This is a genomic window from Methylobacterium sp. PvR107 (assembly GCF_017833295.1).
Lineage (GTDB): Bacteria > Pseudomonadota > Alphaproteobacteria > Rhizobiales > Beijerinckiaceae > Methylobacterium.
In genome coordinates this window covers 2,940,774-2,966,029 of sequence record NZ_JAFIBW010000001.1, presented here as the reverse complement: position 1 = coordinate 2,966,029, position 25,256 = coordinate 2,940,774, and the positions used below count along the sequence as shown (strand labels likewise).

26 protein-coding genes are annotated in these 25,256 nt (G+C 62.6%); 8 read left to right on the top strand and 18 right to left on the bottom strand.

The features are described from left to right. Nucleotides 1-3 precede the first annotated feature (3 nt). From JOE48_RS13985 to hsdR, 4 genes are read right to left on the bottom strand one after another with little or no spacing between them, the layout of a single operon-like run. The gene (locus tag JOE48_RS13985) at nt 4-927 is read right to left on the bottom strand and encodes a restriction endonuclease (RefSeq protein WP_210030616.1); all 924 of its coding nucleotides are present in this window, start codon (nt 925-927) and stop codon (nt 4-6) included. After that, on the bottom strand, nt 927-2,189 hold the full coding sequence (locus JOE48_RS13980) for a restriction endonuclease subunit S (protein WP_210030614.1): 1,263 nt from the start codon (nt 2,187-2,189) through the stop codon (nt 927-929). Before JOE48_RS13980 ends, JOE48_RS13985 begins: the two co-directional genes overlap by 1 nt. Continuing rightward, nucleotides 2,186-3,670, bottom strand: coding sequence for an N-6 DNA methylase (locus tag JOE48_RS13975; RefSeq protein WP_210030606.1), 1,485 nt, complete (start codon nt 3,668-3,670; stop codon nt 2,186-2,188). The genes JOE48_RS13980 and JOE48_RS13975 overlap by 4 nt, the downstream gene beginning before the upstream one ends. Beyond that, on the bottom strand, nt 3,670-7,068 hold the full coding sequence (hsdR, locus tag JOE48_RS13970; RefSeq protein WP_210030601.1) for a type I restriction-modification system endonuclease: 3,399 nt from the start codon (nt 7,066-7,068) through the stop codon (nt 3,670-3,672). Before hsdR ends, JOE48_RS13975 begins: the two co-directional genes overlap by 1 nt. Before the next feature lie 187 nt (nt 7,069-7,255). Here hsdR and JOE48_RS13965 point away from each other — a divergent pair, with 187 nt between their 5' ends. Next, complete coding sequence (locus JOE48_RS13965) at nt 7,256-9,487, top strand: ATP-dependent RecD-like DNA helicase (RefSeq protein WP_210030599.1); 2,232 nt, start codon at nt 7,256-7,258, stop codon at nt 9,485-9,487. A 147-nt stretch (nt 9,488-9,634) separates the two neighbouring features. Beyond that, nucleotides 9,635-9,850: a hypothetical protein gene (locus JOE48_RS13960; RefSeq protein WP_210030598.1), complete on the top strand. Its 216-nt coding sequence runs from the start codon at nt 9,635-9,637 to the stop codon at nt 9,848-9,850. 10 nt (nt 9,851-9,860) lie between these two features. On the opposite strand, the gene JOE48_RS13955 is transcribed toward JOE48_RS13960, so the two are convergent. Then, nucleotides 9,861-10,700: a hypothetical protein gene (locus JOE48_RS13955; protein WP_210030596.1), complete on the bottom strand. Its 840-nt coding sequence runs from the start codon at nt 10,698-10,700 to the stop codon at nt 9,861-9,863. 619 nt (nt 10,701-11,319) lie between these two features. On the opposite strand from JOE48_RS13955, the gene JOE48_RS13950 reads away from it, so the two are divergent. After that, nucleotides 11,320-12,516, top strand: a complete 1,197-nt coding sequence (locus tag JOE48_RS13950) for a hypothetical protein (protein ID WP_210030594.1) — start codon at nt 11,320-11,322, stop codon at nt 12,514-12,516. Between the two features lie 109 nt (nt 12,517-12,625). On the opposite strand, the gene JOE48_RS13945 is transcribed toward JOE48_RS13950, so the two are convergent. From JOE48_RS13945 to JOE48_RS13920, 6 genes are all read right to left on the bottom strand, one after another. After that, nucleotides 12,626-13,354: an endonuclease/exonuclease/phosphatase family protein gene (locus JOE48_RS13945; RefSeq protein ID WP_210030592.1), complete on the bottom strand. Its 729-nt coding sequence runs from the start codon at nt 13,352-13,354 to the stop codon at nt 12,626-12,628. Between the two features lie 20 nt (nt 13,355-13,374). Beyond that, nucleotides 13,375-13,863, bottom strand: a complete 489-nt coding sequence (locus tag JOE48_RS13940; protein WP_210030590.1) for a hypothetical protein — start codon at nt 13,861-13,863, stop codon at nt 13,375-13,377. Nucleotides 13,864-13,903: 40 nt separating this feature from the next. Further along, nucleotides 13,904-14,281: a hypothetical protein gene (locus JOE48_RS13935; protein WP_210030588.1), complete on the bottom strand. Its 378-nt coding sequence runs from the start codon at nt 14,279-14,281 to the stop codon at nt 13,904-13,906. 138 nt (nt 14,282-14,419) lie between these two features. Beyond that, complete coding sequence (locus JOE48_RS13930) at nt 14,420-14,704, bottom strand: hypothetical protein (RefSeq protein WP_210030585.1); 285 nt, start codon at nt 14,702-14,704, stop codon at nt 14,420-14,422. Continuing rightward, on the bottom strand, nt 14,701-14,952 hold the full coding sequence (locus JOE48_RS13925; protein ID WP_210030583.1) for a hypothetical protein: 252 nt from the start codon (nt 14,950-14,952) through the stop codon (nt 14,701-14,703). The genes JOE48_RS13930 and JOE48_RS13925 overlap by 4 nt, the downstream gene beginning before the upstream one ends. Beyond that, complete coding sequence (locus tag JOE48_RS13920; protein ID WP_210030579.1) at nt 14,949-15,914, bottom strand: hypothetical protein; 966 nt, start codon at nt 15,912-15,914, stop codon at nt 14,949-14,951. The genes JOE48_RS13925 and JOE48_RS13920 overlap by 4 nt, the downstream gene beginning before the upstream one ends. Before the next feature lie 208 nt (nt 15,915-16,122). Here JOE48_RS13920 and JOE48_RS13915 point away from each other — a divergent pair, with 208 nt between their 5' ends. Both JOE48_RS13915 and JOE48_RS13910 read left to right on the top strand, forming a co-directional pair. Then, nucleotides 16,123-16,356, top strand: coding sequence for a methionyl-tRNA formyltransferase (locus tag JOE48_RS13915; protein WP_210030576.1), 234 nt, complete (start codon nt 16,123-16,125; stop codon nt 16,354-16,356). A 295-nt stretch (nt 16,357-16,651) separates the two neighbouring features. After that, entirely contained in the window at nt 16,652-16,801 is a 150-nt protein-coding gene (locus tag JOE48_RS13910) for a hypothetical protein (RefSeq protein ID WP_210030574.1), read from the top strand. A gap of 214 nt (nt 16,802-17,015) precedes the next feature. On the opposite strand, the gene JOE48_RS13905 is transcribed toward JOE48_RS13910, so the two are convergent. From JOE48_RS13905 to JOE48_RS13885, 5 genes are all read right to left on the bottom strand, one after another. Next, on the bottom strand, nt 17,016-18,224 hold the full coding sequence (locus JOE48_RS13905; protein ID WP_280921315.1) for an HNH endonuclease: 1,209 nt from the start codon (nt 18,222-18,224) through the stop codon (nt 17,016-17,018). Between the two features lie 148 nt (nt 18,225-18,372). Then, on the bottom strand, nt 18,373-18,630 hold the full coding sequence (locus JOE48_RS13900; RefSeq protein ID WP_210030571.1) for a hypothetical protein: 258 nt from the start codon (nt 18,628-18,630) through the stop codon (nt 18,373-18,375). 59 nt (nt 18,631-18,689) lie between these two features. After that, nucleotides 18,690-19,490: a hypothetical protein gene (locus JOE48_RS13895; RefSeq protein WP_210030569.1), complete on the bottom strand. Its 801-nt coding sequence runs from the start codon at nt 19,488-19,490 to the stop codon at nt 18,690-18,692. A 239-nt stretch (nt 19,491-19,729) separates the two neighbouring features. Continuing rightward, the gene (locus JOE48_RS13890; RefSeq protein WP_245252823.1) at nt 19,730-20,542 is read right to left on the bottom strand and encodes an alpha/beta fold hydrolase; all 813 of its coding nucleotides are present in this window, start codon (nt 20,540-20,542) and stop codon (nt 19,730-19,732) included. 102 nt (nt 20,543-20,644) lie between these two features. Next, nucleotides 20,645-20,839: a hypothetical protein gene (locus JOE48_RS13885; RefSeq protein ID WP_210030567.1), complete on the bottom strand. Its 195-nt coding sequence runs from the start codon at nt 20,837-20,839 to the stop codon at nt 20,645-20,647. Nucleotides 20,840-21,023: 184 nt separating this feature from the next. Here JOE48_RS13885 and JOE48_RS13880 point away from each other — a divergent pair, with 184 nt between their 5' ends. Then, complete coding sequence (locus JOE48_RS13880; protein ID WP_210030565.1) at nt 21,024-21,380, top strand: hypothetical protein; 357 nt, start codon at nt 21,024-21,026, stop codon at nt 21,378-21,380. 313 nt (nt 21,381-21,693) lie between these two features. On the opposite strand, the gene JOE48_RS13875 is transcribed toward JOE48_RS13880, so the two are convergent. Together JOE48_RS13875 and JOE48_RS13870 are read right to left on the bottom strand one after the other, a co-directional pair. Continuing rightward, the gene (locus JOE48_RS13875) at nt 21,694-22,413 is read right to left on the bottom strand and encodes a hypothetical protein (protein WP_210030564.1); all 720 of its coding nucleotides are present in this window, start codon (nt 22,411-22,413) and stop codon (nt 21,694-21,696) included. A gap of 201 nt (nt 22,414-22,614) precedes the next feature. After that, nucleotides 22,615-23,403, bottom strand: coding sequence for a hypothetical protein (locus tag JOE48_RS13870; RefSeq protein ID WP_210030563.1), 789 nt, complete (start codon nt 23,401-23,403; stop codon nt 22,615-22,617). 187 nt (nt 23,404-23,590) lie between these two features. Here JOE48_RS13870 and JOE48_RS13865 point away from each other — a divergent pair, with 187 nt between their 5' ends. Beyond that, nucleotides 23,591-24,298 carry a hypothetical protein gene (locus JOE48_RS13865; protein WP_210030562.1) on the top strand — a complete coding sequence of 236 codons (708 nt, stop codon included), beginning with the start codon at nt 23,591-23,593 and terminating at the stop codon, nt 24,296-24,298. Nucleotides 24,299-24,594: 296 nt separating this feature from the next. Further along, nucleotides 24,595-25,221: a recombinase family protein gene (locus JOE48_RS13860; protein ID WP_210030561.1), complete on the top strand. Its 627-nt coding sequence runs from the start codon at nt 24,595-24,597 to the stop codon at nt 25,219-25,221. Nucleotides 25,222-25,256: the final 35 nt, after the last annotated feature.

Genomic DNA, 25,256 nt, shown 5'->3' with positions numbered 1-25,256 from the left:
GAGTTACCCGTCGAAAAATTCTTCGTCGAGTTTCTTGATAGTAAGCCGCTCCTCAATCCGGCAGCCGACCTCGTGGCGGATCATCAGCCGCGCAAGTTGCGGACCGTCGATCAGCACGATGCGCTTGCTCAGCATCTCTGCCGTCTCGCGGGCCGAGGACGTGAACGACGAGGTCGTCACGAACAGCCCCTTCGTCGCTTTGAAGCGGTCGAGACTCCCGAAGAAGTCACGGATGGCCGAGGCGCCAACCGTGTTGTCGGCGGAGTAGCGCTTGGCTTGGACGTAGATGCGGTCGAGCCCGAGAGGATCCTGGTCGATAACGCCGTCCACGCCGCCGTCGCCCGACTTGCCGACAAGGGCGCGATCAAGGTCATTGACCGAACCGCCATAGCCCATCGCGATCAGTAAGCGCACGACGAGGCTTTCGAAGAACGCAGGCGCGCCCGTCACAACGCGCTGGAGCAACTCGCTGGCCAGCGCCGCCTCAAGTTGGCGACCCGCCGCGCGCATAACCTCGTCTGGCGTCAGGCTCGCCGTGGCGTTGGCGGCTTGGACGGCTGCCTCGGCCTGTTCCTCTGCGCCGTCCTGGGCGAATCGAAAAGACTGGAACTCCGGAAACCGGGTCAGAAACTTGATGTCGATGCGATCAGGCTCTTGTGCGAGGATCTCTCGCCCACGAGGCGTGATCTGGAAGTGTGCTCGGCGGGTAAGTTCCACGAGACCAGACTTGCCAAGGTAGCTCTTGGCCCAGTGGACGCGGTTGGCGAAGGTTGTCTGGCGGCCCGATGGCAGGAGGTGGGAGCGGTCCTCAGGGCTAAGCCCAAATTCATCAGCGAGGTGCTCAACCACATCGCTGATACGCTTCTCGCCAGTGGCTGCCTCGCGCAACACCGGCAGCATCAGGGTCTGGAAGTCGGGAATGGACATCAAATCGCTGCGGAGAGACGTGGGCGACCACGTCCTCGACGAGCAGGTGTTACCCCCGTCCGTTCAGCCTTGATCCGCTCCAGCAGCACGCTTGCGGGTTCATCATCCGGATCCTGCGGTACAAGCTCGCCGCGGAACGCCTTCGAGAGGATGGCTTGATCGAGGCGGTCGATGAGCTTGCTGGCGCTGGTCGCCTCGGCGGCGAGCCGGTCGATCCAGGCAAACATTTTCTCGACACGTCGAATTAACTCAGCTTGCTCCTTAATTGTCGGCAGAGAAATATTAACCGCGTTCAAAACTGATTGATTTACATACGGCTGTCCGCTTCCACCGGCACGCGCGTTCAAGTCAGCGTGGCGAAATACCATAACCGCATAATCTAGGCTTATGATTTTCTGAGAAAAACTTGAAGCGTAAATTGCGTTGTCGGTTATCCAGGCAGGTGCTCGCGATAGGTGTACGTTCCCGCACTGAGCGCCCACTCGACCAATCACGATGGTGGGAAAGTCAACCAGCGCGGTATCATGATAGCCATTGATCCCATTTCCACCTAGAACCGGAATCGCTCCGGGCCTCATCGCTTTAGCCGTCAAATTTTTCCCGCTTGACCAGCGAAATAGCTCGGCCGCAGGCAGTGTTTTCCATTTACCGTGGTCGCTTAAATTGGCTCTCCAGGTGCGCGTCAAGTCACCTCTCAACGCAAAGTCGACAACACTTTTTTTGTACAATTCTACGAGTCTAGGCACATGACTGAGATGGCTGCGGACGCGCTTCGAGTTTGCAGAGAGTGTGTCAATCTTAGAGACGATCCGTCTCTGCTCGGGTAGGGGCGGTAGACTTAGAGACCGAGCTTCCATATCTCCCTTCGTGACATGAATCATTGTCGATCCTGTGCCATGATCCGCTTGAATATTTTTTTTATCCCAATCGAACCAATAATATAAAAACTGCTTGTGCAGCGCATGCTCTGCACAGCGCGTCTTCCAGATATGATAGTGGAAAATTGTTTTTCCGCCTTCCCAAATACGCGGCCCGAACGATGCCGACCACGCATACAGCAGATCACCATCGTCGCAATATTTGTCTTGTTCGAGTTCAAGATTAGAATAATACCAACTCTTATTTGAAAAAAAATTTCCCACTCTCAAAACCGGGTACTTGCCGCTCTCAAGAAGCTCGTCTTGTTTGTAGGCACGACCGTTTATGAGTTCGCAAACGTCGCCGAGTCGAACGGCGCTCCATCCTACGGGCAACTTGCTCACTCCGCTGCCTCCCGGAGCAAAACCGACTCGGTCGCATCCGGCTCCAATTCCTCCTGCAATGTCTCGATGTCCTCTAGTGCCGCCCGAAGGTGGCCGATGATGGCCCCAGCGATGTCCTCGGGATCGGTCAGCCCTTCCTCGGCGTCCGCCTCGGTGTCGCGCAACCACGATATGTCGAGACTGTCATTGCGCGCCGACACCTCTTCGCGATTGAAACACCGGAAGCGCCCAGTCTCGCCCTGGTCCTGGCGCTCAGCCCCGCCGTTCGGATCGGCACCATAGACGTTCTCGAAGTCCGCAAAATCCACGACGGTCAGCGGGCGTGTCTTGCCGAAGGCGGGCATGTCTGCGCGCAGGTCGTACACCCACACGGCCTTCGTATTGCCCCTATCCGTGTTCCCGCGTTGGAAGAACAGCACGTTCGTCTTCACGCCGATAGCGTAAAAAATGCCGGTCGGAAGGCGTAGGATCGTGTGCAGGTTGCATAACTCCATGAGCCATGTGCGCAGTCGACGACCGGTGTTGTCTTCGAACAGGACGTTGTCGGGAACCACGACGGCTGCCCGGCCGCCGGGCTTCAGCGCGCGCACAATATGCTCCACGAACGCCAACTGCTTGTTCGAGGTCTCGGCCGTAACCGAGAAGTCGTTCCGCGTTGGGCGTCCGCCGCCTTTCTTTGTCCCAAACGGCGGATTGGTCAGGATCAGGTCGGCCTTGCCGAGGGCCTCCCCGTCCGGTGACAGCGTGTCCACGTGCTCGACGCCCCCCTCGATGCCGTGCAGCATCAGGTTCATGAGGCAGAGACGGTGCGTGTCATGGACGAGTTCGGCGCCATGATAGGCGCCGTTGCGCTGGAAGAACGCCTGCGACTCCGGCAGCTTGTAGAGGTTGTCGGTCTTGTCCTTGATGTGGTGATCGGCGGCCACGAGGAAGCCCGCCGTGCCCGCGGCCGGGTCCTGGATCACCTCGCCGGGCTGCGGCTGCATCAGCCGCACGATGCAGTCGATCAGCGGGCGTGGCGTGAAATACTGGCCCGCCCCAGATTTCTTCTCCGCCGCGTTCTTCTCCAGCAGGCCCTCGTAGAGGTTGCCCAGACCCTCCTCGCGCGCTGAGAACCAGTCGAGCTTGTCGATCGCACTCGTGAGCGCCTTCAGGTTCGTCGGCCGGGTCAGCCGAGTCTGCGCGTCCGTAAAGATCGCGAGCACGAGGTGGTCGGTCTCGATCTTCGGGTTGCCGAGGTCGAGCAGCAGGCGCTTGTAGTGGTCGAGTTGATCGAGGCCCTCGCGCCCGGCGAGCCCCGCCCAGCGGTACTGCGCGGGCAGGCGCCCCTCGCCGCCGGTCTCGGCGAGCATCTTCAGGAACAGCAGGTAGGTGATCTCGGTGACGTACTCGTTGTAGCCGACGCCGTCGTCGCGCAGCACGTGGCAGAGCGACCAGAGCTTGGCGACGATGTCGCGTGTGGTGGGGGTGACCGCTTCCATTAGCCTGCCTGCTTCCAGAGTTCCTCGTTCACGTCGGCGAGGAGCGTCTCCACGCCGCCGCTGAAAATCTTGTTGAGGCGGTTGTAGCCGCCGTCTGCCCGGAAGGGCTCGCGGTCGAGCGCCTCGCGATCGACGACGACCTCACGCACGATCTGCTCGCCGATGCGTTTCAACCACCCACGCTGGGGATCCGTCCAGGGCTGGCGCGCCATGATCCGCTTCATCGCGGCGGCGACGCGCTCCTCGTAGGGCAGGAGCGGATCACCCAGTGCGGCTTGGCGGACGTACCCGATGATCGATGCGGCGATGTCCTCGTTCTTCGCGTCTTTCCAGGCGCGCTTGAGCGTCGCCTCGGGGAAGCCTGCGCGGTCGAGTTCAGCACGGAGTTCGCGTAGCTGCGCACGGGTGAGATCGCGCGGACGCTGCACCACCACCTTCAAGGCCGCGAGGGTGTTGACGTTCTCGTTCACGAAAGTGGCGAACCCGTCGAGGAAGTCCTCGGGCTTCTCGGCCGTCCCGTAGCCGCGCGTCACGCTGATCACCGCATCCGGGTGGTGGGAGATCGGCTTGCGGTCGGGCTCACCGTCGCCTCTGGACGCATCGAGCACCGCTCCGATGGCCTGATGCGCGCGCACCCAGGTGACGAGGTCCTCGCCGGGCGCCGTGTGCAATCGCGCCAACGTCGCCTCGGGTGTCTCGCCCGCGACCGCCTCGAAGCGTCTGCGCACCTCCTCGGACATGGTCTTGAGCCGACGCCGCAGCTTGACCACCAACTGCGCCCGCACGGTCTCACGCTGCCGCTCATCGTCGGCAGAGGCGAGTTCCGCGACCAGTTGCTCGAACCCGATCGAGGGCGAGACCACGATCGGCTTCATGTCGGTGATCTTCTGGAGATGGGGGTAGAGATCCACCGCGTCGAAGATCCGGAACACGTCCTTGCCGATGTCCGGGCACAACCGCGTCGCCCGGCCGATCATCTGCTCGTAGAGGATCCGGGAGTTCACCCGCCGCAAGAACACGAGGTTGGTGATCGACGGCACGTCGATGCCGGTGGTCAGGAGATCTACCGTGACGGCGATCTTCGGGTTGGCGTCATTCCGGAAGGCACGGATCAGGTCGCCGACCTTGTCCACCTTGCCGGTGATCTTCTTCACCGCGGAGTCGTCGATCTCGCCGTAGGCGGCCTGGAAAGCATCTTTGACCTGCTTCACCACGATGTCGGCGTGGTCGTTCGAGGCGGCGAAGATCAGGGTCTTCCCCGGCAGGCTCGGATCGATGTGCCGCGCGAGTTCCTCGGCCACGACCTTGTTGAAGTTCTCGGTGACCACCCGCTTGTTGAACTGCTCGACCTCGAAGCGCAGGGCGTCGGGCGCGTGCGCGAGGTCGATCTCACCCGTCTGGGGATTGAAGAACTCCAACTGGTCGGACTGGGCGAACTCGATGCCGTAGCGCGCCAACTCGGTCTCGATCCGGACCGGCGGCTCGTGGTCGTTGAGATGGCCGTCGATCACCGCGTCGCGATACGAGTAGGTGAAGATCGGCTCGCCGAAGATCTCGGTGGTGTGCAAGGCGGGTGTAGCGGTCAGGCCGACCTTCACCGCATCGAAGTAGTCGAGCACGCGTCGGTACTTCGAGACGTAGTCGGCCTCGTCGCGGAAGCTCAACTCGGCGTCGGAGAGTTCACGGTCGAGCAGGTAGCCGCGATGGCACTCGTCCACGACGATCAGGTCGTACTGGTCGATGGCGGGGGCCTGCGCCGGGTCGTCGGTGAGGAGGACCCGCTTCACCAGCCCCTGGATCGTGCAGATGTGCAGCCGCGTCTCGGCGTCCGGCACCACATCCCGGAGACCCTTGAGGCCGAAGATATCGGCGAAGGTTTTGCCGGTGACGACCTTGGTCGTCGAGAACTCGCCTTCGGTCTGGTCGCCCAGTGCCGAACGGTCCACGACAAAGCAGACGCGGCGAAAGCGCTTGGTGGACAGCAGGCGGTAGAGCAGCGCGATGGCGAGCTTGGTCTTGCCCGAGCCGGTCGCCATCGCCACCAGCATCGTGCGGCGGCCCGCCTCCAGGTTCTCCTCGACCGCGGCGACGGCGGCCTTCTGGTAGTCGCGCAACGGGAAGCCAAACGTCATCGGCTGGTCCTTGAGCGCCTGGGTCGCCGCCTCGACATCGACGCTCAGCTTATCCAGCAAGCCGTCTGGCGTCGGCCAGTCCACGAGCGCGCGGCGCAGGTTGGTGGAGCGGCGAACGTCGCGGAACCACACGCCGCTCTGCGTCTCGATCTGCCGGAGGTACACGCGACCGTTTGCGGCGAACACGAAGGGCACGCGGTAGGCGTGAGGTCCATCCTGCCAGGGTGCGCCCTCGGCGAACGTGATCCCGCTGATCTCTTGGATGTCGCGAGCGTAACGCTCCGCCTGATCGATGGCGCTCGACACACTGATGTTCTTGCGCTTCGCCTCGACTACCCCCACGAGGGTAAGGCCGACGAACAGCGCGTAGTCGGCACGCCCCTTGGCAACAGGCCACTCGGCGATGGCCATGTTGCGGCCTTTGAGTGGTCGGGCGCCCTCGCTCCAGCGCAATACTCGCGTGTCGGCCTCCCAGCCGTTGTCCCGTAGTTGCCTGTCGATCAGCGCACGGGTGTCAGCCTCGTCGAGGTCGATCTTCTCGGCCGCCTTCTCGCCGGATGTGACGAGAGCCTGGAGGGCGGCGACCGGTGTCCTCTCCGCCTGTGCCTGAAGGGCCGCGAGTCTGGAGGCCAACGCGGCCTTCTCGATCTCGCCCTCCTGGGCGAGCGCCTCCCAGATCGCGCGGTCCTCGCTCTCACGACGCAGGCGCTCGGACAGGCTCTCCCGCTCTCGCGCTTCCTGCTCAGCGAGCAGCCGCGCTGCTTCGGCCATCCCCTCGCTGTTGGCGAGGCTCAGCCGAAGCGCGGCGATCTCCTCGCGCAAGGTCGCCGAGGCATCGACCGGCGGCGGCGGCGGTAGAAACGGACCGGGCCTGAAGTCGGGCTGCTTGCCATAGGTTCGGTGGAACCAGATCGCGATCTGACGGGCAAACTTCAGCCCCGAGAGCGCCTCGGCGTGTGTGCCTTTAGCCTCGTGGGCGGCCTCGTTGCCGAGCTTGCGTAGGCCGTGGAAAAGGTCCGCCGTCTCGCGGGGCAAGACCCGCTCGTAGGACAGGCGCGACAGGATCGTCTCGAAGCTGTCGCGACGCTCGGGCTGGTAGAAGCCTTGGCGGGCGGCGACCTCCTTGGCGAGGAGTTCGGCGAACTGCCGCAGCTTGATCAGGGCCGTTGAGGGATCCGTCCGGAAATAACTCTCCGCGAGCGCGGGCAGCGCCTCAAGGTTCTGCCCGTACCCGCCCATGAAGCCGAAATTGGCGGTGCTGGCCATCGAGCCCCGACGCCGTTCATGATCCTCGCCGCACCGTAGGGTTGGGGTCCAGCATGCTCAACGTGTAGTTGGCTCGCTCGGGGCTTTTGGAGGTCCGGCGAGGCTTCTCTGTAACGGTCGAATTGCCTCACTGCTGTCGCTATGCAGAGGGTCATCGAACGGCTGGGGACGCGAAACGGGACCGGGCGTGGGGCAGCGAACCAGATCTCAGGAGTCTGAACGAGGCCAGCCCGTCGAGGCCCTCGCCGGGACGATCGAGCGCGTCACCTTCCACAACGCCGAGACGGGCTTCTGCGTGCTTAAGGTCCAGGCGCGGGGCAAGCGCGACCTCGTGCCTGTCATCGGCCACGCTCCTGCGATCGGCGCGGGCGAGTGGATCACGGCGACCGGGATCTGGTTCACCGATCGACAGCACGGGCTCCAGTTCAAGGCCGACACGCTGAAGGTCACCCCACCCACCGGGGTGGACGGCATCGAGAAGTATTTGGCTTCCGGCTACATGCGCGGCATCGGACCCGCCATGGCCAAGCGGATTGTCGCGCTCTTCGGCGAGGGCACCTTCGAGATTATCGAGGCCGAGCCGGACCGCTTGACCGAGGTGGGCGGCATCGGACCGAAGCGCGCCGCACGTATTGTCTCCGGCTGGGCCGAGCAGAAGGCCGTGCGCGAGATCATGCTGTTTCTTCACGCCCACGGCGTCGGGACGGCTCGGGCGGTGCGAATCTTCAAAACCTACCAGCATGACGCGATCCGGGTGATGACCGAGGACCCCTATCGGCTGGCCCGGGACATCCGCGGCATCGGCTTCAAGACGGCAGACGCCATCGCGATGAAGCTCGGATTGACGAAGGAGGCACCCCAGCGGCTCCGGGCGGGCGTCTCATTCGCATTGCAGACGGCCACCGACGAAGGTCACTGCGCCTTGCCGATCGAGCGGCTGGCGACGTTGGCGCAGAAGCTGTTGGAGGTCGAGCCCGCGCTGATCCGGTCTGCAATTGTCGAGGAACTCGCCCGCGCCGAGGACGTGATCGCAGACACGGTGAATGGCGAAGACTGCGTCTTCCTTCGCGGGCTTCATGCAGCCGAACGCGGCATCGCGGAGCGCCTGCTGGGACGTACTTCCGGATCGCCGCCCTGGCCCACCATCGCCTTCGACAAGGCGCGGCCGTGGGTCGAGGCCAAGACGGGTAAGACGCTCTCGCCGTCCCAGGCGGAAGCGATCCAGGTTTTGCTGGCCTCCAAGCTCGGCGTGATGACCGGCGGCCCGGGCGTGGGCAAGACCTCGACCCTCGACAGCCTACTGCGCATCCTGGGCGCCAAGGGCGTGCGGGTGCTGCTCGCCGCGCCCACCGGCCGGGCGGCCAAGCGCATGACCGAGCAGACCGGCTTGGAGGCCAAGACGATCCACCGCCTCTTGGAGATCGACCCCAAGCACGGCGGCTTCTCGCGCAATGAGGAGAGTCCGCTGGCCTGCGACCTGCTCGTTCTCGACGAGTGCTCGATGATCGACGTGCCGCTGATGAACGCCTTGACCAAGGCAGTGCCGGAGCACGCGGGGCTGCTGTTGGTCGGCGATGTCGATCAGCTTCCCTCGGTCGGACCGGGGCAGGTGCTTGCCGACGTGATCGCCTCCGGCGCCGTGCCCGTGGCGCGGCTGACAGAGGTGTTCCGGCAGGCTGCCGAGAGCCGGATCGTCGTCAATGCCCACCGCATCAACGCCGGACAGATGCCCGAGCGACCTCAGTCGGGCGAGAAGGCCGACTTCTACTTGATCGAGATCGACGATCCGGAGGTCGGGGTGGCCAAACTGATCGAAGTCGTGACCCGCCGTATCCCGCGCTCGTTCGGGCTCGATCCCGTCAAAGACGTGCAGGTGCTCACCCCGATGCAGCGCGGCTCGCTCGGCGCGCGCAACCTCAACCACGAACTCCAGTCCGTGCTCAATCCGAACCCACCCCAACAGGTCGAGCGGTTCGGGTGGCGGTTCGCGCCCGGCGACAGGGTGATGGAAACGCAGAACGACTACGATCGGGAGGTCTTCAACGGCGATCTCGGCATGGTAGCGCGCATCGACGACGAGGAAGGCGCGCTCATCGTGAATTTCGATGGCCGGGAGGTGATCTACCCGTTTGGCGAACTCGACACGCTGGTGCCCGCGTTCGCGACCACCATCCACAAGAGCCAGGGCTCCGAGTACCCGGCGGTGGTGATCCCGATCGTGACCCAGCACTTTACGATGCTGGCGCGCAACCTCCTCTACACGGGAGTGACGCGAGGCAAGCGGCTGGTGGTGCTGATCGGTCAGCGCAAGGCGATCGGCATGGCTGTACGCGGTGGTTCGCGAAGGCGGTACACCAAGCTTGCCGAGTGGCTGGTTCGAAAGGCGGACCGCGCTGATCGGCACGCCTCGCCCGCCTGACCGGGCGCCTCGAAGCGGAGGGAGCATGGCGCTCGCTCTCGGTCCTGGCTAGCTTCGGCATCGACACGAACTTCAATTCGTCGCCCTTGCGCGCCTAGATCGACTACCTCATCTCCTCGCCGTCGTGAGCTAAGCAGGAGATTGGCGATGCGGCGCCAGCCGTGGGTGATGTCGGAAGCGGACACTTTCGATCTGCTCAACGCGATCGACGAGCGACTCGCGACGCCGGCACTTCATCAGCACCAGCGCGATGTGCTCGTGCGCCTGCGGACCATACTGGAAGACGATATCGCGGTGGTCGAGGCCGCAATCGCGATGCGTGCCGCAAGTGACGGTCCATGCGCCGAGACGTGCACGGCTTGAACGCCAACTTTCAGTGCCTCAGTCCGCTCGGCTGCGCGATTTCGACCTCGAATGTGAGCGCCCGGTCGAACAGCGAGGTCGTGCGGTACTCGCGCACATAGCGCCACGAAAACGATCCCGGCTCGCCGACCCGGCGTGTCTCCAGGAGGCCGAACCACGTGAGTGGCCGCAGGATCCGGCATTCGAACGCGAAGGCTAGAAAGTCAGGTGCGGCCGCTTCCGCCGCCGCATCGATCACCGTGCAGACCGGCAGCAGGCCTCCGATGCTGCTCCACTCGCGCGCTGCGACCGACAAGCACCAGAGCACGAGCCCGACGTGATCCTGTGGCCAGCGGTCGATCGGCACGCGGTCAAGCGAGCCGAGGTCGATCCGCCAGAACACCAGAGCGAACAGCCGCTGGAAGAGTTCGAGGGCATGGTTCTCTACCGCCAAATCTTTCCCGACCTTCGTCGTGAGCAGCTTGCGTTCGCGACGGCGGAGGAACTTTGCCGCCTGCGCGATGAGGCGGGTGGTCTCGACCGGCATTACGTCGGCCTCGTTAAGTACCTTGTTGGCTGCCAGCACCTGGGCCTTGTCGTAGTCCGGCCAGTCGAGCGCATCGAACAGGGCACGCGTATCGGCGCGGGATACGGCATGGGTGGCGGTCAGCGTCAGCCCGCCGGTCGCCTGGGCTCGAACGAGCATGAGCCTCAGCGTCACCAGCAACGGCATCTTGGAAGTGCTGATCGCATCGAGGCCCAAACCGAGCCGGATCACCGAGGGTGGACCGCCGTCCGGTCGTGCGAGAAGTTCGGTCACGCTAGACCGAGCTAGAAGCGACCATGCGGGCAGAGGCTCGATCTTGGCCATAGGTCCGCTTCTTCCACAACGCCGCGTCGAAGGACAAGCTGGCATCCCCACGCATGACGTGCGGCGCTGGTCGCTAAGCCAGGACAGCGTTTCACAGTGGCCGGAACGAAGCGCGCAACGCCTGCGAGGTCAAAGCCTCGATGACCCAGCGTCCACCCGCCGAGAGCCCGAAGCCTTCTCCATGACGAGCCCGAAGCTCACCGAGTACCCGAGTTCGAGTCGCTTCGTAGTTCGCTCCGATGTGGGCTTGCCAGCGCGCTGCCCTCAGTTCGCGCTCGAACGTCTCTCGAACCGGCCAGAGCGGCAATCTCGCCTCACGCCGAAGAGCATTCCGGGACCAAATCCCACTTAAGATCGCCGCGCCATCCACGTCAGACGAGGTTGGTGAACGTATGCCCATCCACCCATCAGAACACGCCGCCGGCTTTGTACAAGCCAAAATTCGGCTCGGTTCGATGAACAATGGAGAGCCCGAAGGGGCTCGGCAGCAGCTATCTCACTGTAAGATGTAGCCGTTTCTCAGATCAGTGCTATATATTAAGCAGCAAACACAACCGTCGAGACGGGTACGCAGGCGCTACCTGCGGTGACCACGGCGACGCTCTCCATGGAGCGTGTCATGGCCGTTCACCTCGATGACAGCCGCATTGATCACGACACCGATCCCGACCGCACATCAGTGCCGATCACCGGTTGGCCGCTGGCAGCACTCGCCCGGCTTGATCGGAGCGGTGCTCGTGGCCTCGTCGCCGACCTGACGTTCGCGGGCGTGCTCACGAGGCAGGCTGCGTTCGTCCTACTCGCCGCCGTCGATCTTGATGTGCCCGGTGCCTTCCTAAAGCGGCTCGACATCCAAGTGGATGGCGCCGAAGGCATCGGGCTCGCGCTCCGCCTGAGACGTGCCCGTCAGATTATCGGGGCCGCCTATGACCTTGATCCCGACAACGTACCCACTGGGTTCCTGCGAGCGCTCGCGAAAGTCCAGGAGACGCGCGCTGATGAGCCCGGGTTCCAGCCGTTCAATGACCCGGCCACGTACCGTCGTCTGTTCGACATCCTCGTCGGCCAGCGAAACAGTCGAAGGGCGCAGGCGCTGCGGTACTGCGAAAAGTTGAAGTCGAGCACCATCGACGCGGCCACGACGCTGGATCCGCTGCTGCTCTGGCCTGAGATCCTCGCCGTCACCGGGACGCCGCAACGGGTTGAAGCGGCGAACTCGATGATCAGGCTCATCCGGGATTCCCACACCTCGGTGGACGAGCGATCACTCGTTACGGCAATGCGGCAGTCGTTCAAGAGCCTCGGTGTCCTGGAAGCATTCGCCAAGAAGGCCCTCGACAGTGCGGATCGACTGCCGACGCCAATCCCTGCGGCTGAAGGCGTCAGGCCGCTTCGGACCGCTGCGGATTACCGCGAGATTGGCACCAAGCTGCGCAATTGTGCGGCGACGAAGATCGGCGAAGTCGCCCTCGGGCTACTTGTTGTCGTCGAGGTGACCCATCGGACGGAAGACGGATCCGAGATGGTCTTCGCGGCGTCGCTCACGCCGATCTCCGACGGCCGCTGGACGGTCTCCGAAGTCAGCGGCGCCAAAAATAGGCGTCCGTCTAAGGAAGCCCTTCGTGATGTCCTGATGCGCCTGCAAGCCCTGGGCGCGATCATCCCCGGGCCGGCGATCGGTGGACCATATTCGAAAAGCCTCGCTAATCTCCTGGGCATCTATCGCTACGCCGCCCTCGAAGACGCCCTGCACCCGCAAGCCGTCGACGAAGCCGATGAACTGCTGGAAGCATTCGAGGCCGAGGTGGCCGCCTGATGGACACGGCGCGCCGTCAACCCGCACTCGTCCAGATCCTGCGCAATCGGCGCGGCGTCAGGACAGGCCAGCCAGAGGAGCAACATGGCCGCGCCCTTTGGTGCACGATCTACAGCGTGACTGCCACGGCCAAACCGCTGTGATCGCTCAGGCGAGGTCCTGTTCCGACGCGCCCCTCCCAGGTGCTTGCAACTGTTGAGCGACTTTCCCACACCATTGGCAGTAGTACGTGATCGATGGGTGGGTGCGACAGGGCGCCGGGCGGGATGCGCTCCGTCGCAGTGGCGCAGAACAGATCGGATTCGGCCATAGCCGCGCGTAGTAGGCGGCGGCCCTGTGTGGTGCCGTAGTAGTGCGGACCGCCGAGGTTCATGTTGAGATCGCCCGCGACGCACAGGTCGATGTTCGGATACTGGCAGCGCAGATCAGCCCATTCCTCACCCTGTTGGACAACGATCCGGTGGTGCTCGGACCAGTTCCTAACGGGCTCGTCAGACGTGTTGTCGCCACGGTCGCTCGCCCATGGCATCACCGTGCCGTAGACGAGCAGCGGGCCAGTCGGAGCACCGATTAGGGCGGCAACAGTGCGCCGTGGATCAATCAGCGGGATGGTTCTTACGATCGGAAAGCGAGTCCAGATCGTCACCCAGCGGCCGCCGTTCCGTCCAGTCGGACGCTGCGCGCTGCGGACAGCCGCATGCTGCATCGACAGGTCGAGGTCGTCGTGGGTTTCCGTGAGTACCCACACGTCGCAGTCCTGTTCCTCAAGCAGGGCAAGGCGTCGAACATTCTTCTCACGGGTAGCCGCGTACTCGACGTTCCACGTCCCGATGCGCATTCGAGAACTAATCCCATTGATCAAAGCGTCGATAGAAGCTGCGTATCCGTAATGCATCCATTCGGGAGTGGGATGCCGTGGGCATTAAGGCGCGCCTTGGCGGCCTCGACGGCGTCGTCTGGGAAGCGGTCGAAATGCGCCACCACCAGATACTCAATGGTGCAGACGCCCAGGCCGCCCGCGAGCAGAAGCTCGAAGCCCGAGCCCGCGCTTTGGCCGCGGGCGACCAAGGTCATGAACCCGATCTCGCCGTGGTTACGGATCGCCTGACGGCTGCGGTTCGACTTCCGGCCTTGTCCGGTCTCCTCCAGTCTGCACTGGTCCATCAGTAGGATCGTCCCCAGGCAGGCCCCGGCGACTGGGTCAGCGTGCGTGCGCCGCTCCCGGTCTTGAAGCTCCAGGGCCGCGGCGAGGCGGGCTGCCTGCGCCTCCGGGCCGCCCTTCCGGCGGGCGTTGCTCATAATCGTGGTCAGGCCGGTGGTCGAGCAGGTCTTCAGATCGATGGACATAGAGTTGGCTCCGTGGCGGATGAGGAGACAGGAGGGCGGATCACGCCTTCGGGTTCTTCATGGCTTCCAGAGCGCGGGGCCGCGCGCCCTCCTTCATCGCCTTCAGGGCTTGTGCCCCGCCATGCTTGCCGAGCCAGATCGTGCGACGGTTCGAGGCGGCCGAGACATGAATGTCGAATTGCTTGGCGACCTCAGTGACAGTGGCTCCTGAAGCGAAGGCGGCGTTGACGGCGGCGATGCCCGCCTCGGTCAGGCGCCCATCCTCGCGCTTGAGAGCGGCGTCACCGGATTTCGTGGTCTCCCGCTCGACAATCTGGATGAGACGCTCGGCGCGCTCTGCGTGCTTGCGAGCGGCGTCCTCCAGGGCGCGGGCGTCCTCGGCGAGAGCCTTAAGTTCGGAGAGGGTGGTAGCGCTCATGCTTCTTGCTCCTGACATCCGATGTGATGCATCGGATGTCAGGAACGTAGCAGCGTTTCCACACACGTCAAGTGTCAGAAATCTGTCTTCTGATATCAGTAATAAGTTGGAGATCTCACACCTCGGTGTTGGACCTTGTCACGACCTCCGGTGACGGCGGCGCCGATGGGCTGCGGTAACGAGGTGCCCATCGTCGGCAAGGACCGCGTAAACGTGGAGCCAGGGTTCGACCATGCGCAGGCCACGCTCGCCGCCGAGGTGGCGCGCAAGGCGGCGCTTGGCGGCCTTGTCGAAGATCAGGCGCTCGGCCTGACCGCAGCGCTCCGGGGATCCGAATTCCTCCAGAAGCTCGATCACGAGGGGCGGGATCGCCCGCTGCTGGAGGCGTTCCTGAGCGTGAATGGTCATCGTTCTCGCGATCATGCGGGCCTCCTGGCGAGATGCTTCATCGGCCGCCGCGCGGGCGAACGCTGTTCGAAGCGGCGAGCCGCGAGCTTGGCGGTGACTTCCCGGTCCATCTGCGCGATCTCGCGGAGGACCTGCTCGGAGGGGCCGGTCGGAAGCCCGCTCACCGGCTCCCGTTGCGGACGATGTCGAACGTGGCGGTCCAGCCAAGTGCCGGTGGGATCGCCTTCAAGACGGAAGAAGGTGTGTCCGCCGAGATAGCTCACCGCTGATCCCCCCCGCTCGCATCACGGCGCAGGGAGACTTCAAGCGCTTTGCCGACGAAATCCGGCACGTCGAAGTCCAGAGCCTGCGCGAGGGCCTGTGCCTTCGCCGCATCGAACGTGAACGTGCCCAGCTTCCATGCCATGACCTCCTCGTGGGACCAGTTCAGAGATGCAGCACCTCCCGCGCTCCGATCCACCTTGGCGGGAGTACGCTCGATGAAGTCGCTGTGTGGGCCAGGGGCTTCGAGCAGATCGCTATGCAGCCAGATTAGGGCGCCGAGTTCCTGGGCCGTTTTGATGGCCTTGAGCCGATCTCTCAAAACCTGATCTTGGCTCGGACGAGCCGGAGTTCGCACGAAGCCGCGCCGACCTTTGAGCCAACGCTCGGCTTCAGCCCACTCAACCTGCATAGGCTTCTTGCCGGGAACCGTCTTGAGGCTACCCTCGCCCTTGCCGGTCATGGCGTTGCGCACGGCCCCTTCCGTCATATTGGCCAACAGCGCCAGTTCACGTGCCGTGAAGGTTCCCTCCTCCTCGACCTCCAGGCGCCAGCGTGCTGCCGCGACCTCAGATACGATCTGACAGCAACCATCCGGCGTCATGAATGGACGTGTCTCACCAAACGTGCCGACGCGCGGGATACCCTGCGTGAAGAATGTAATCTGCTTTATATTCGTGTCGTATAATTCGTGAGACAAGCTTGGGCTAAAGGCAAATTCGAAGCATTTTATCAACGTCCTGGTGATAGAAAATCTTTCTAAATCTACTTTCTGCGGATCCATAGCGCTGTATTCTTCTTCCTCATACTCAAAATCTGAACTTTGTTCGCCCTCGCCTTCTAAGATGCTGTCATCGGTGGTCCATCTCGAAAACCCGATGAACTCGGCGGCGATCTCGTCATTCGCGGCCGCCCGGATGTGGTCTGCCTCGTAGAGCAGGATGGTCCGGAGTTCCGTGAGCATCTCGTCCTTAGCGAACGGGGGCATTCGGCGACCTCATGAATCACAAATTCATAAAGCAACATACTCGAGTCCTGCGCGCCCACAAGAGGCAAAATGAAAAAATTATTCATACGAGCATGACGGTCCTTGCTGTGGCCGTCCTGGGCTGTGATAATGACGCCTACCGGAGCCGTGAGTGGTCACGCACGGCTAGTTGGCGGGGATGGTGATGGCGCTGATCCGGCACTTCGAGCGCAAGGAGATGGACCGCAACGCGCTCCACGATGAGATCGACGCGACCTACAGCGTGTTCGAGCGTGACGGCCGCGTCCTCCTTCAGATCGACAGCTATGGCCGGGCCGAGCGAGAGATGCCCGGCAAGAAGAGCCAGACGCTACAACTCGATCGCGAAGGGGCCCTCGAACTGTTCGAGATCCTCAAGCGCGAATTTCACTTCGGCTGAAGCTTGCGGATTGATTGGCCCTCCCCAGCCTCGCCGCTGGGGCTCCCAATCACTGTGACCTGACCAGCTAACTGGACACGGCGCACCATCAACCCGCCCCCGTCCAGATCCTGCGGGATCGACGCGGCGTCATCGTTGGCCGGCTGGAGGAGCAGCGCTTCACCGGCAAGATCGTTGCCCGGGATGCGCGGGGCCTGTTCGTCGGGACCTTTGATCCACGGGAAGGCACAACACGCGACGCTCGCAGACTCGTAGTCGCCCGCGGCAATGTGCTGGCGGCGTTCCTGCTCAACCCGTGACGAAGCTCCACCCTATCGCGATCTACATCCTGGCGATGATCGGGCACGACGGGATAGCCGCCGGTAGCGCCCTGCCTCAAGCCGTTGAGCTTGAGAACGTGATCGCTGCCGTCGAGGCGGTGGCGGACGAAGAGGCGCGTCGATAGTTTCGAGGCTTGGCCAAAGAGATCCTCAGCGTCGGCGACCTGCGCCGCAAGCCCAAGGTTGACGAACGAGGAGATCGAGCCGGCGATGGCCGCCTACCTGAAGGACGAGGCCACCACGCCCAGCCTGCGCCGCACGATGGTGATGACCGCCGTCATCATGAACTTCCCGGTCCAGGGATGAGCGCCGACCCAGAAGCCGATCGCCTCTCGAAGCTCAGCGACCTCGCTTCTCGGCCCACGCCGTCCAGAGCGCGCGCATCTCCTCCGCGGAAACGGTCTCCTCGTGCGGCAGATCAAGTTGGTGTGCCGCAAGGCGGCCCGCCACTTCCCTGATGATCTGATCCTTCACCTCCTGAGTTGCCGAGGCGCTGCCGCTGACGATGCCGTGCTTCGCGATCACAGCATCGGTGATCCGGCTGAATTGCTTCGGCGTCATCAGCCTCTCATAGAGACGGCCCATGTCGTTGATACGCTCGCGAGCCATGTGCAGGTCGTCAGGGTATTCGGGCGCGTCGAGCCACGCGAACGGGATTGGCAGTTCCTCGGCCGCCTTATCAGTCCAGACTGCTGGTTCGAGGGGGTTCGAGATAAGGCCCGTCTGCCGCGAGGGTGTGCCACCGCTCTCAGCAAGGACGATGCGGAAGCCCAGAAGGTTGTAGAGCGTGTAGTGGCCGACAACGCGGCCGTTGGCATCGCTTGAGACGTAGATCGCATTGAAGATGGGACCGTACCGCCGCATCACCTCCGCACTGTCATAGATCTCTCGGGAGTCGAGCAAGCGGTAATCGCGCGCGAAGTCGTCGGAGCCTCGAAGCACAAAACTCCGGACCTTATTGTAGGGCGCTCGCCTCACCTCGTCGCTGCCAACATGCGTCGCCCAGAGCACCAAGCAAGCCTTGGCCATCGACCGGAGCGCGTCCGGGCCACCGAATTCGTAGGTGAAGTTCGCCACGTCGGGGCGTCGCTCAATAGATCGAGCGGTCGTACTCAGGATCTGCTCGCGCACCTGCTCCTCAGGGAGCTTGAGAGCGGCGGCTACGTTCGGGATGTGCCGGAATACCTCCTCAAGCGTGTTGACGTTGAACTGGACGTTGGCCTTGCCGTCATCCCCGTAGGTGATTTCGAACGGCTTGAGTACGAGCCGCATCGTGCCGTCGCCCTTGATGTTGATCTTGTCGTCACCTGCCTCAACGCTCCGCAGCATCGGCGCCTCGCCGCCCGAGCCCGACCGAAGTTGAAACAGGTTGCGAATATGAAGGGTCTGCTTAGCGAGTGCGTCGTCGGTCGTTCTGCCGAACGCTGAGTTGCAGGCAGAGCAGACGATTTTCCTCGTGGTCTTCCGGCCCCCGAACGCGTCCAGCAAGATGTGCTCCGGCTTGGTGTCGGGCGCCATCTCGGCATCGCAGAATATGCACTGGGGCATCGGTTCTCGGCATCCCCTTCGAGGCGATTGACCAGATCTGAAAATAGCGCGCGGCGTGGAACAGATCGACCGAGGGATGACGCAGCTAAAAGCTAGATTGGCACCTAATCTCTATCGTCGGCGGGACCGTCCCGGCGAGTGCCACGGGCTACGACGACCAGGGCATCATCGGCCAAGGGCCGCTGGAGATCCTTGGCTTCAGCATCGCGAAGGTACCGATCTTCTTCCGGATGTCGCGCTCGTGAAACACGACCTGATCATGGCCCCAGTAGGCGAACTTGAGCCGCTGGAGGGCAGGCGTCACCGTACCAACGTACTCATCACGGGTCATGACGATGAAGGCGAGCGCGAAGATGGGGTAGCCCGCGTCGATCGTGGAGGCCGTGGTCACCCCTCTCATCGGCATACACGACGAGGTCCGACAGGGTGCTGGGATCAATGCGGGCGCGGCTCACGCCGACAAGCTTAGCAGCGAACGCGATGGCTTTCGGGGTCTATCTTCTCCGCCGCGTAGAGACCGAACGCCGGGATCGCGGGATCGTCGAAGCACATCCTGACGACGCGCTCGCCCAGCGGGTAGATCTCGCGCAGATGGACGGTGAGGCCCAAGGGCTCCGCGGCTGCCTGTTCCGCCGGGTCGTACCAGCCGTCGTCGAGCGTCGCCACGACCATGCCAGCCCGCTCAAGCTCGTTCGCGGGGGCTATCCAGGAACTGAGCGGCATCGTGGCGTACATCAGCTTCGTGAAGTGGTAGGTCTTGCGCACGTCGTCCTCGACCAAGCCCATCTCCTGAGGGGTGAGGTGGTCGTTCTGAGCCCGGTAGATGGTCTGCAACAGGTGCAGCGACGGTTCGGTCAGGACATCGAGCGCGCGGGCGATTTCCAGCCGCTCGGCCGGAAGTAATTTGGACGCCCCCAACTCCGCGACCGCCCTCGCCAGAGCGTCGGCCATGTGCGGGTTGGTCTCCGTCAGCATCCGCCGGATCGCAGCCTGCGCCGAGAGTTGGTAGATCTCGTCCGCCTTTAGCCGCTCACGGGTTCCGGCTTCCATCCGATCGATGCGTTTGCCGAGATCGCCTAGCAGGCGGTCCGTCAGCCGCGCATTCCCGTAATCGACGGCGGCCTGACCGAGGTCGAAGACCAAGGCTGCCCACGGGATGGTGCTCAAGGCCGCCTTCGCACCCAGCACGCCGACCTTTTGGAGCACCTGTGCGCCGGCACCCATCGGGACGGTGCTGTTCCGGCTCGGGGTGATCTCGTCGCTCAACCTGCGGCTCCTATTGTGAAGGTCGTTCCCGCCTGACGGCGGGCGGCTGGCGCCTGAGGCTACGTCCACTCCTCGAACTACTGGCTCAGGCAGCTTCGGCCAAGGTCGCGGATGACGTTGTGTCCATTGCGTGCAGAAACACGTCGAGCAGCATCTCCTGCTCGTCGCGCGTCCACAGGATCTCCTTGGGCCCTTTCACGTACGGGCCTTCGCCAGCCGTCCCAGCGAAGACCCAGAGATCAAGCTCTGTCCAAGAGCACCGCAACGACTTTCTCGGGGTTTGCCACCTCCACATCGTGCGGCACCGGAAGCTCCCGGTAGTGCCAGCCAGCCTTCGATCGAGCCCGTTGCCGGCTCGGCTCAATCGAGGCGAGCGCCGGGTTTGTGTAGGCGACGTAGGTGACCGGCAAGCCGGCGCCCGCAGGCTTGCTCAGCCTAAGCGGACTCTCGTAGGTGCCGATTGGATGCGGCCGCAGCCGCTGCATGAACCAATCCTTGGACGGGCCTGCGGGGATTGGAAATGCATCCGGCCCAGGCACCGGCAGTGCCACGCCCGCACCCTGTTCGAAAGCCGCCTTGCGCCGCGCATTCGCCATGCCATCGGGCAGGAGCGCGAACGCGCTGTCTCCGTTCTCCGGGATCAGCGCATCAAGGTAGACGATCCGACTGATCCGGTCTGTCATACGGTCTGCGATCCCGGTGACCGCCATGCCGCCATAGGAGTGGCCCACGAGAACGATGTCGTGCAGGTCCTCCATCTCGATGAGATTCGCCACGTCCTGAACATGCGTATCGACCGTGATCTCGCGCGATAGGAGATGACTGCGGTCGCCGAGCCCGGTCTGCGTCGGTGTCCAGACCTGATGACCCTGCCGCCGCAATTCCGAAGCGACATCGCGCCAGATCCAACCGCCTCCATACGCTCCGTGCACGAGCACGTAGGTGTTGGACGGGTTCTGGGTTGGCTGCGTTTCGGCAAAGCTGCGCGATAGCGGCGCGGCTATTCCGAGAGCGGAGAGGCACGTCAGCACGCGTCGGCGGTTCATCGTCATCCCCGGTCAGCCTCCTGCACCGTTTGGGTGGAAGGGCTCAATGATCGCTTCAGCCCACGCCCACAGCAGGCGTCAACCATACCGGCTGCTCTGGAGCCGTCGTCAACTTCTACCCCCCCAGGCGATCATCGTCGCAGCGACGTGCTCGTCCCGATCGATCGCCGCGAGCACCCGGCGGATCTCGTCTGCAACGTTGCGGGGCACACGCGCGGCAACACGGACGAGATTTTCGCGTAGCCGTGCCGTCGTCACACCGTTCACTTGCCGCCAACCGCGATCCCTGAACTCGTAGTCCATCAGGTAGGTCTCTCCGCGGCCGAGCCAACGACGCGAGAAGTCGCGCTTGCATCGGACGAGACCCAGATCGCGCAAGACCCAGAATTTGCGAAGAAGGTGTGTGCCGTACATTCGTGCCGCCTTGAGTAAATACCTCTGGAAGAAGTTATCTTCCTTACGTCGCGTTACGGCGGAAAGGCGAAAGATGAAAATGTACGAACTTGTCGAAACGGCGAACAGCGCCGGCTTCCAGCACCTCGTGTCGCAGTACCTCTGTCTCCACAACGGGGAAACGACCTGGACGGTCGAGGGGGCATCCATCACCGTCCAAGACGCCCGACGCCGAACCGGGATTCCGGCTGACGCACGGCCGGTGCGTTACCTTGTCGAGCATCCGGAACAGGGGTGGTCGTTCGCCGGGCGCGCAGTGTGGCGCCTCGGGCGGCTATTCGAGCCTAAGGCGGTCCACAACTGCATCGAGCGGTACTGGGACGACCGCGAGCAGTACGGCGACGACAATGCCATCGTTGCTGCCGTGAATGAGTGGCTCAAGGCATTGTAGGAAGGTGACACGTCTTAAACTTGAGTGGACTTTGCCTTATTTGCCGGCACCCTGCGACGCCCTGTCTATTGGCCTTGTTCACCAAACATCTGATTATCGATGATAATCACTATCCATATGAGACACCCCCACCCCAAATTGTAGCCCATACGGCCATGGCCAGGAGTGCGGACGACGGCGCGTCAATCGTGCACCACTATGCTGGGACTCTGATACACGCAGACGATCGGCGCGACTTCTGCTGGTAGTCTGATCGTGATCTCGGCCCGCTGGGTTGGCAGGATTTCGAACTCGGCCGCCAAGGCTCGCACGCCTAAGCGGGATTGGCAGGCTGCCAGTCGAACTGAGGCCGGCAATTCCGGTTTGTCTGCCTCCGGCATCTTAATTGACGCCACCGCGCAGGCCTGAGCGCAACCTCATGCTCAGTAGCGAAAGCTAAGAGGACATCGCTCTTCCGAACCCTTGCGGACAGAATGATAGGAGCATCGTCGCGCCCGACTCCTCTACGGGCAAACCATTCCGCTACATCTCTACTTGTGGTCCAGCAGACGCCGAGGCCGATCATGTTTGGCGGGACCCCGTAACCACCGCGATATACCGTGAAGCGCTCAGGCAGCGCATCATAGAACGCGCGATCTTTGCCGACCAGAACATCTTCGGGTCGAACTTTGCCAAGATTGTAGAGCAACATATCGCCTTCAAATTCATAGTCATCTTCGTTCGTGGTCTTTGGATCAGGCATGTGCTGAAATCCAAACTTACCGCCGCCCCAAGTTCTGGCGATGATTGCGGCCCGCAGCTTCGAACATGGAGAATCAATCACCGACATAGCTATGCGATAAAGGAAATCATTGTTGTGCAGACTACCCGGTGTGAGGGTGGAAGCAATTCTCTGAAGTTCATCTGCGCTTTTGTCTGAATTGTCCTGAACAAGGAAATTCAATGGGTCGATAAATTGGGCAGCACTGTAAATGTTTCCATATCCTTCCCTGCACAGTATGTCATAGGCGGTTCTCGAAATATAGATGAGCATCGCCTGTAGCTCTTCCGTTCTCTGCGGTGCGATAGATTCGATCAACGTCGTCTACTTTCGGGTCGATAAGGATGCTGGCGTTTTTCGAGCCGATCTACTCGGCCAGTTTCTCGCGCCCGTTCTCCGACAATCCGACCCCGCTCATCCGTTTGCGCCGTTCGGATCGAGCCTCGACTACGAAGGGTTTAAGCCGCGACTCACTCATTTTGCCCGATGAGCTTCTTTCCCGGTCGGTTTTTGGCACACCCGGACCGCCGCAGCGGCCTTGACCAAGTCTGTAGTCAAGACGTTCAGGACTGTGACCGAGCCGTCAGCGATTTCGACTAGGGCAACTGCCCTGGCGCCCTCAGCGATGGCAGTATCATCAACTGCAAACATAGCCTCGTCCAGTCGGCCTTTGCCCGACTCCACGGTGTTGGTCAAAAAATTTGCGGCATTGCTAAGCATCTTCGATCTCTTATCCTGACGCTGCTTCTTACCCTGAGGCGTCAAGCTCCAAAGATGCTTCGTCTTCCCAAGCCCAGTCAGAGAACGGCCGCCGGTTCCTGTATCGAACGGTTCGTTCAACCATTGAACAGCGGCGCCGGGCTTGACCGCTGCTCCATCCAGCACATGGCAGGCCTGAGCGTAATGGGTGCAGAGCGACCGTACCTTCTTGGCGCCATTCCGCTCCATGACCGCTCGTGCTGTCGCGTGATACGGGTTCAGACTCTTGCTGGCTTCGACGCCGCGCTCATTCAGGAAAACCCTGTAAAGATCTCGATGCGGACTGATATTGCGGTGCAATTCGTAAATCGTCCCAATCAGCCGCTTGGCACAGTCAGCCCTCTGCTCAGGCTGATTCTCCTGCATCGCAAGCAAATCGCTCCACAGTTTGTCTGCCTCCGCGATGAGACTCGCTGAGGTCGCGGCGCTGTCGGCGTTGACATGATGGTTAATCGAGGCGTGTTCGATGGAGAAAGCTGCTTCCTGGGTAAGTTGGTCGGCCATAGCGTCGGGCTCACTCAATAGAGGAGGCACTTCCGCCGCTCTCGGCAGAAGGCTTTTGGAAGCTATTCTGTAGAAGGTCTGCGCCGCAGGTCAGCCGGCAGCCGCCAGGGACGAGCTTGTGTTAGGGCTGTTTTTTGGCTACGTCAACAGGCGTTGCAGGTTAGCAATTGCGATCGGGAGAGTGAGCATGACCGCCATCCTCGAAGAGGAGCCCAAAGCGAGGGTCGCAGCCCTGCGTCGAGCAAACGAGGTGCTGCGAGCGGAGACGGGGGTGATGGATTTGTCGGCGAGTTGGGTGCAGGTTCTGCTCTGCGTGGCGGAGCAGGAAGCTCAGCCGCTTTCCGCGATTGAGCGTGCGAGCGGACTACGAACGTCAAGTGCTCAGCGTATACTTCTAGGTCTTGGTCGGACTGATAGGTTTGGGAAGCCGGGCCTCAATTTGATCGAAGACATTGTAGACCCAAGACACGGCACAAGGAAGCTGTATTTTCTTTCCGACAAGGGCCGAACGCTGCTTACAAAAGTAGCAAAAGCATGCGGATGGACCGGAAGTGGCAACTATCCGGCGCGAACGGGTAGCGAGTTTTTGGAGAGATTTGCCGCCGAGCAGCGGAGCACACCTGCTTACGTTGATACAATGGCTTTCTCGCCACAGGAGATCGCGACAGGGAAGCGATCACTTTCGCGGAGGAAGCCAGACGGCATTGGTACTCATATCGTCGCTTTCCCACTGGCGCCCGCTTTATCGGTTATAGGCGAGATCAAGGAGTGGCTCGACGAGCACGGAGGAGAGCTTCACGAGCTTAAGTCGGTAGCGAAACCTACGGGAATGGCCATCGTGGATCTTCCGTCGGCCAAGGACGAAGTGCACTTCCGCCTCAGATGGCACGGCTGAAGGGCTTCCGATGTTCAACGGTTGAACGTGGCTCCCGGGCAGGTCCGCACCGTCGGCGCTGCGTCTGACCTTGCCGGTGACGATGAACCCGTCGTCTGTCACCGTTCCGACCTCGGCCTTCCCACGGCTCTTCGCCCCTACCGTTCCTCACCCTCACCCCCCTGTCCCAAAAACCCTCTCGTTTCCGACCCTCATTTCCCCTTCGGCGCGGCTCTCATTCCAGCCTGTCCCGGAACCATCTGGTTCTGGATCACCCTTCGCTTGACGGCTCGGCGGCCTGTGGCACCGTCGAGGGGATGAAGCGCGTCGCCTTCTACGTCCGGGTCTCCACGGCCGATGGCCAGACCACGGAGAACCAGATCCGCGCGCTCCACGAGGTCGCTGCCCGGTCAGGGTGGAACGTCACGGCGATCTTCAGCGACGACGGCATCTCCGGGTCCAAGGGTCGGGATCGTAGGCCGGGGCTCGACGCGCTGCTCAAGGCGGTGACCCGGCGCGAGGTCGATCTGGTTGCTGCCTGGAGCGTCGACCGGTTGGGGCGGTCCCTGCCGAACCTCATCAACCTGCTGGGTGAGCTTCAGGGACGGGGCGTCGATCTGTTCCTGCACCAGCAGGCCCTCGACACGAGCACGCCGGGCGGGCGGATGATGTTCCAGATGCTGGGGGTGTTTGCGGAGTTCGAGCGGTCGCTGATCCGCTCGCGCGTCATGGCCGGGCTCGAACGCACCAGGGCCAAGGGCACCCGCCTCGGGCGGCCTCCACTGGAAGCCGGGAAGGCCGAGGCGATCCGCGCGATGCTGGCAGCCGGGGTCGGGATCCGGGAGACGGCACGCCGGACCGGCATAGGCGTTTCGACCGTTCAGCGCGTGCATGCGGCGATGACCGCTCCCCAGGATCCGAAGACGATCACCGCCGCAGCTTGATGACGGTCCGGAGATCATCCTCCGGACCGTCGCCG

Excerpts from the sequence above, each read along its gene's own strand:
- JOE48_RS13985 (WP_210030616.1), bottom strand. The coding sequence starts at position 927 with ATGTCCATTCCCGACTTCCAGACCCTGATGCTGCCGGTGTTGCGCGAG.
- JOE48_RS13905 (WP_280921315.1), bottom strand. The coding sequence starts at position 18,224 with ATGCCCCAGTGCATATTCTGCGATGCCGAGATGGCGCCCGACACCAAG.
- JOE48_RS13890 (WP_245252823.1), bottom strand. The coding sequence starts at position 20,542 with ATGACGATGAACCGCCGACGCGTGCTGACGTGCCTCTCCGCTCTCGGA.
- JOE48_RS13875 (WP_210030564.1), bottom strand. The coding sequence starts at position 22,413 with ATGCTCATCTATATTTCGAGAACCGCCTATGACATACTGTGCAGGGAA.
- JOE48_RS13915 (WP_210030576.1), top strand. The coding sequence starts at position 16,123 with ATGGCGCTGATCCGGCACTTCGAGCGCAAGGAGATGGACCGCAACGCG.
- JOE48_RS13940 (WP_210030590.1), bottom strand. The coding sequence starts at position 13,863 with ATGTCCATCGATCTGAAGACCTGCTCGACCACCGGCCTGACCACGATT.
- JOE48_RS13865 (WP_210030562.1), top strand. The coding sequence starts at position 23,591 with ATGACCGCCATCCTCGAAGAGGAGCCCAAAGCGAGGGTCGCAGCCCTG.
- JOE48_RS13955 (WP_210030596.1), bottom strand. The coding sequence starts at position 10,700 with ATGGCCAAGATCGAGCCTCTGCCCGCATGGTCGCTTCTAGCTCGGTCT.
- JOE48_RS13960 (WP_210030598.1), top strand. The coding sequence starts at position 9,635 with ATGCGGCGCCAGCCGTGGGTGATGTCGGAAGCGGACACTTTCGATCTG.
- hsdR (WP_210030601.1), bottom strand. The coding sequence starts at position 7,068 with ATGGCCAGCACCGCCAATTTCGGCTTCATGGGCGGGTACGGGCAGAAC.
- JOE48_RS13900 (WP_210030571.1), bottom strand. The coding sequence starts at position 18,630 with ATGCCGATGAGAGGGGTGACCACGGCCTCCACGATCGACGCGGGCTAC.
- JOE48_RS13885 (WP_210030567.1), bottom strand. The coding sequence starts at position 20,839 with ATGGACTACGAGTTCAGGGATCGCGGTTGGCGGCAAGTGAACGGTGTG.
- JOE48_RS13860 (WP_210030561.1), top strand. The coding sequence starts at position 24,595 with ATGAAGCGCGTCGCCTTCTACGTCCGGGTCTCCACGGCCGATGGCCAG.
- JOE48_RS13935 (WP_210030588.1), bottom strand. The coding sequence starts at position 14,281 with ATGAGCGCTACCACCCTCTCCGAACTTAAGGCTCTCGCCGAGGACGCC.
- JOE48_RS13950 (WP_210030594.1), top strand. The coding sequence starts at position 11,320 with ATGGCCGTTCACCTCGATGACAGCCGCATTGATCACGACACCGATCCC.
- JOE48_RS13945 (WP_210030592.1), bottom strand. The coding sequence starts at position 13,354 with ATGCGCATCGGGACGTGGAACGTCGAGTACGCGGCTACCCGTGAGAAG.
- JOE48_RS13920 (WP_210030579.1), bottom strand. The coding sequence starts at position 15,914 with ATGCTCACGGAACTCCGGACCATCCTGCTCTACGAGGCAGACCACATC.
- JOE48_RS13975 (WP_210030606.1), bottom strand. The coding sequence starts at position 3,670 with ATGGAAGCGGTCACCCCCACCACACGCGACATCGTCGCCAAGCTCTGG.
- JOE48_RS13880 (WP_210030565.1), top strand. The coding sequence starts at position 21,024 with ATGAAAATGTACGAACTTGTCGAAACGGCGAACAGCGCCGGCTTCCAG.
- JOE48_RS13870 (WP_210030563.1), bottom strand. The coding sequence starts at position 23,403 with ATGGCCGACCAACTTACCCAGGAAGCAGCTTTCTCCATCGAACACGCC.
- JOE48_RS13930 (WP_210030585.1), bottom strand. The coding sequence starts at position 14,704 with ATGATCGCGAGAACGATGACCATTCACGCTCAGGAACGCCTCCAGCAG.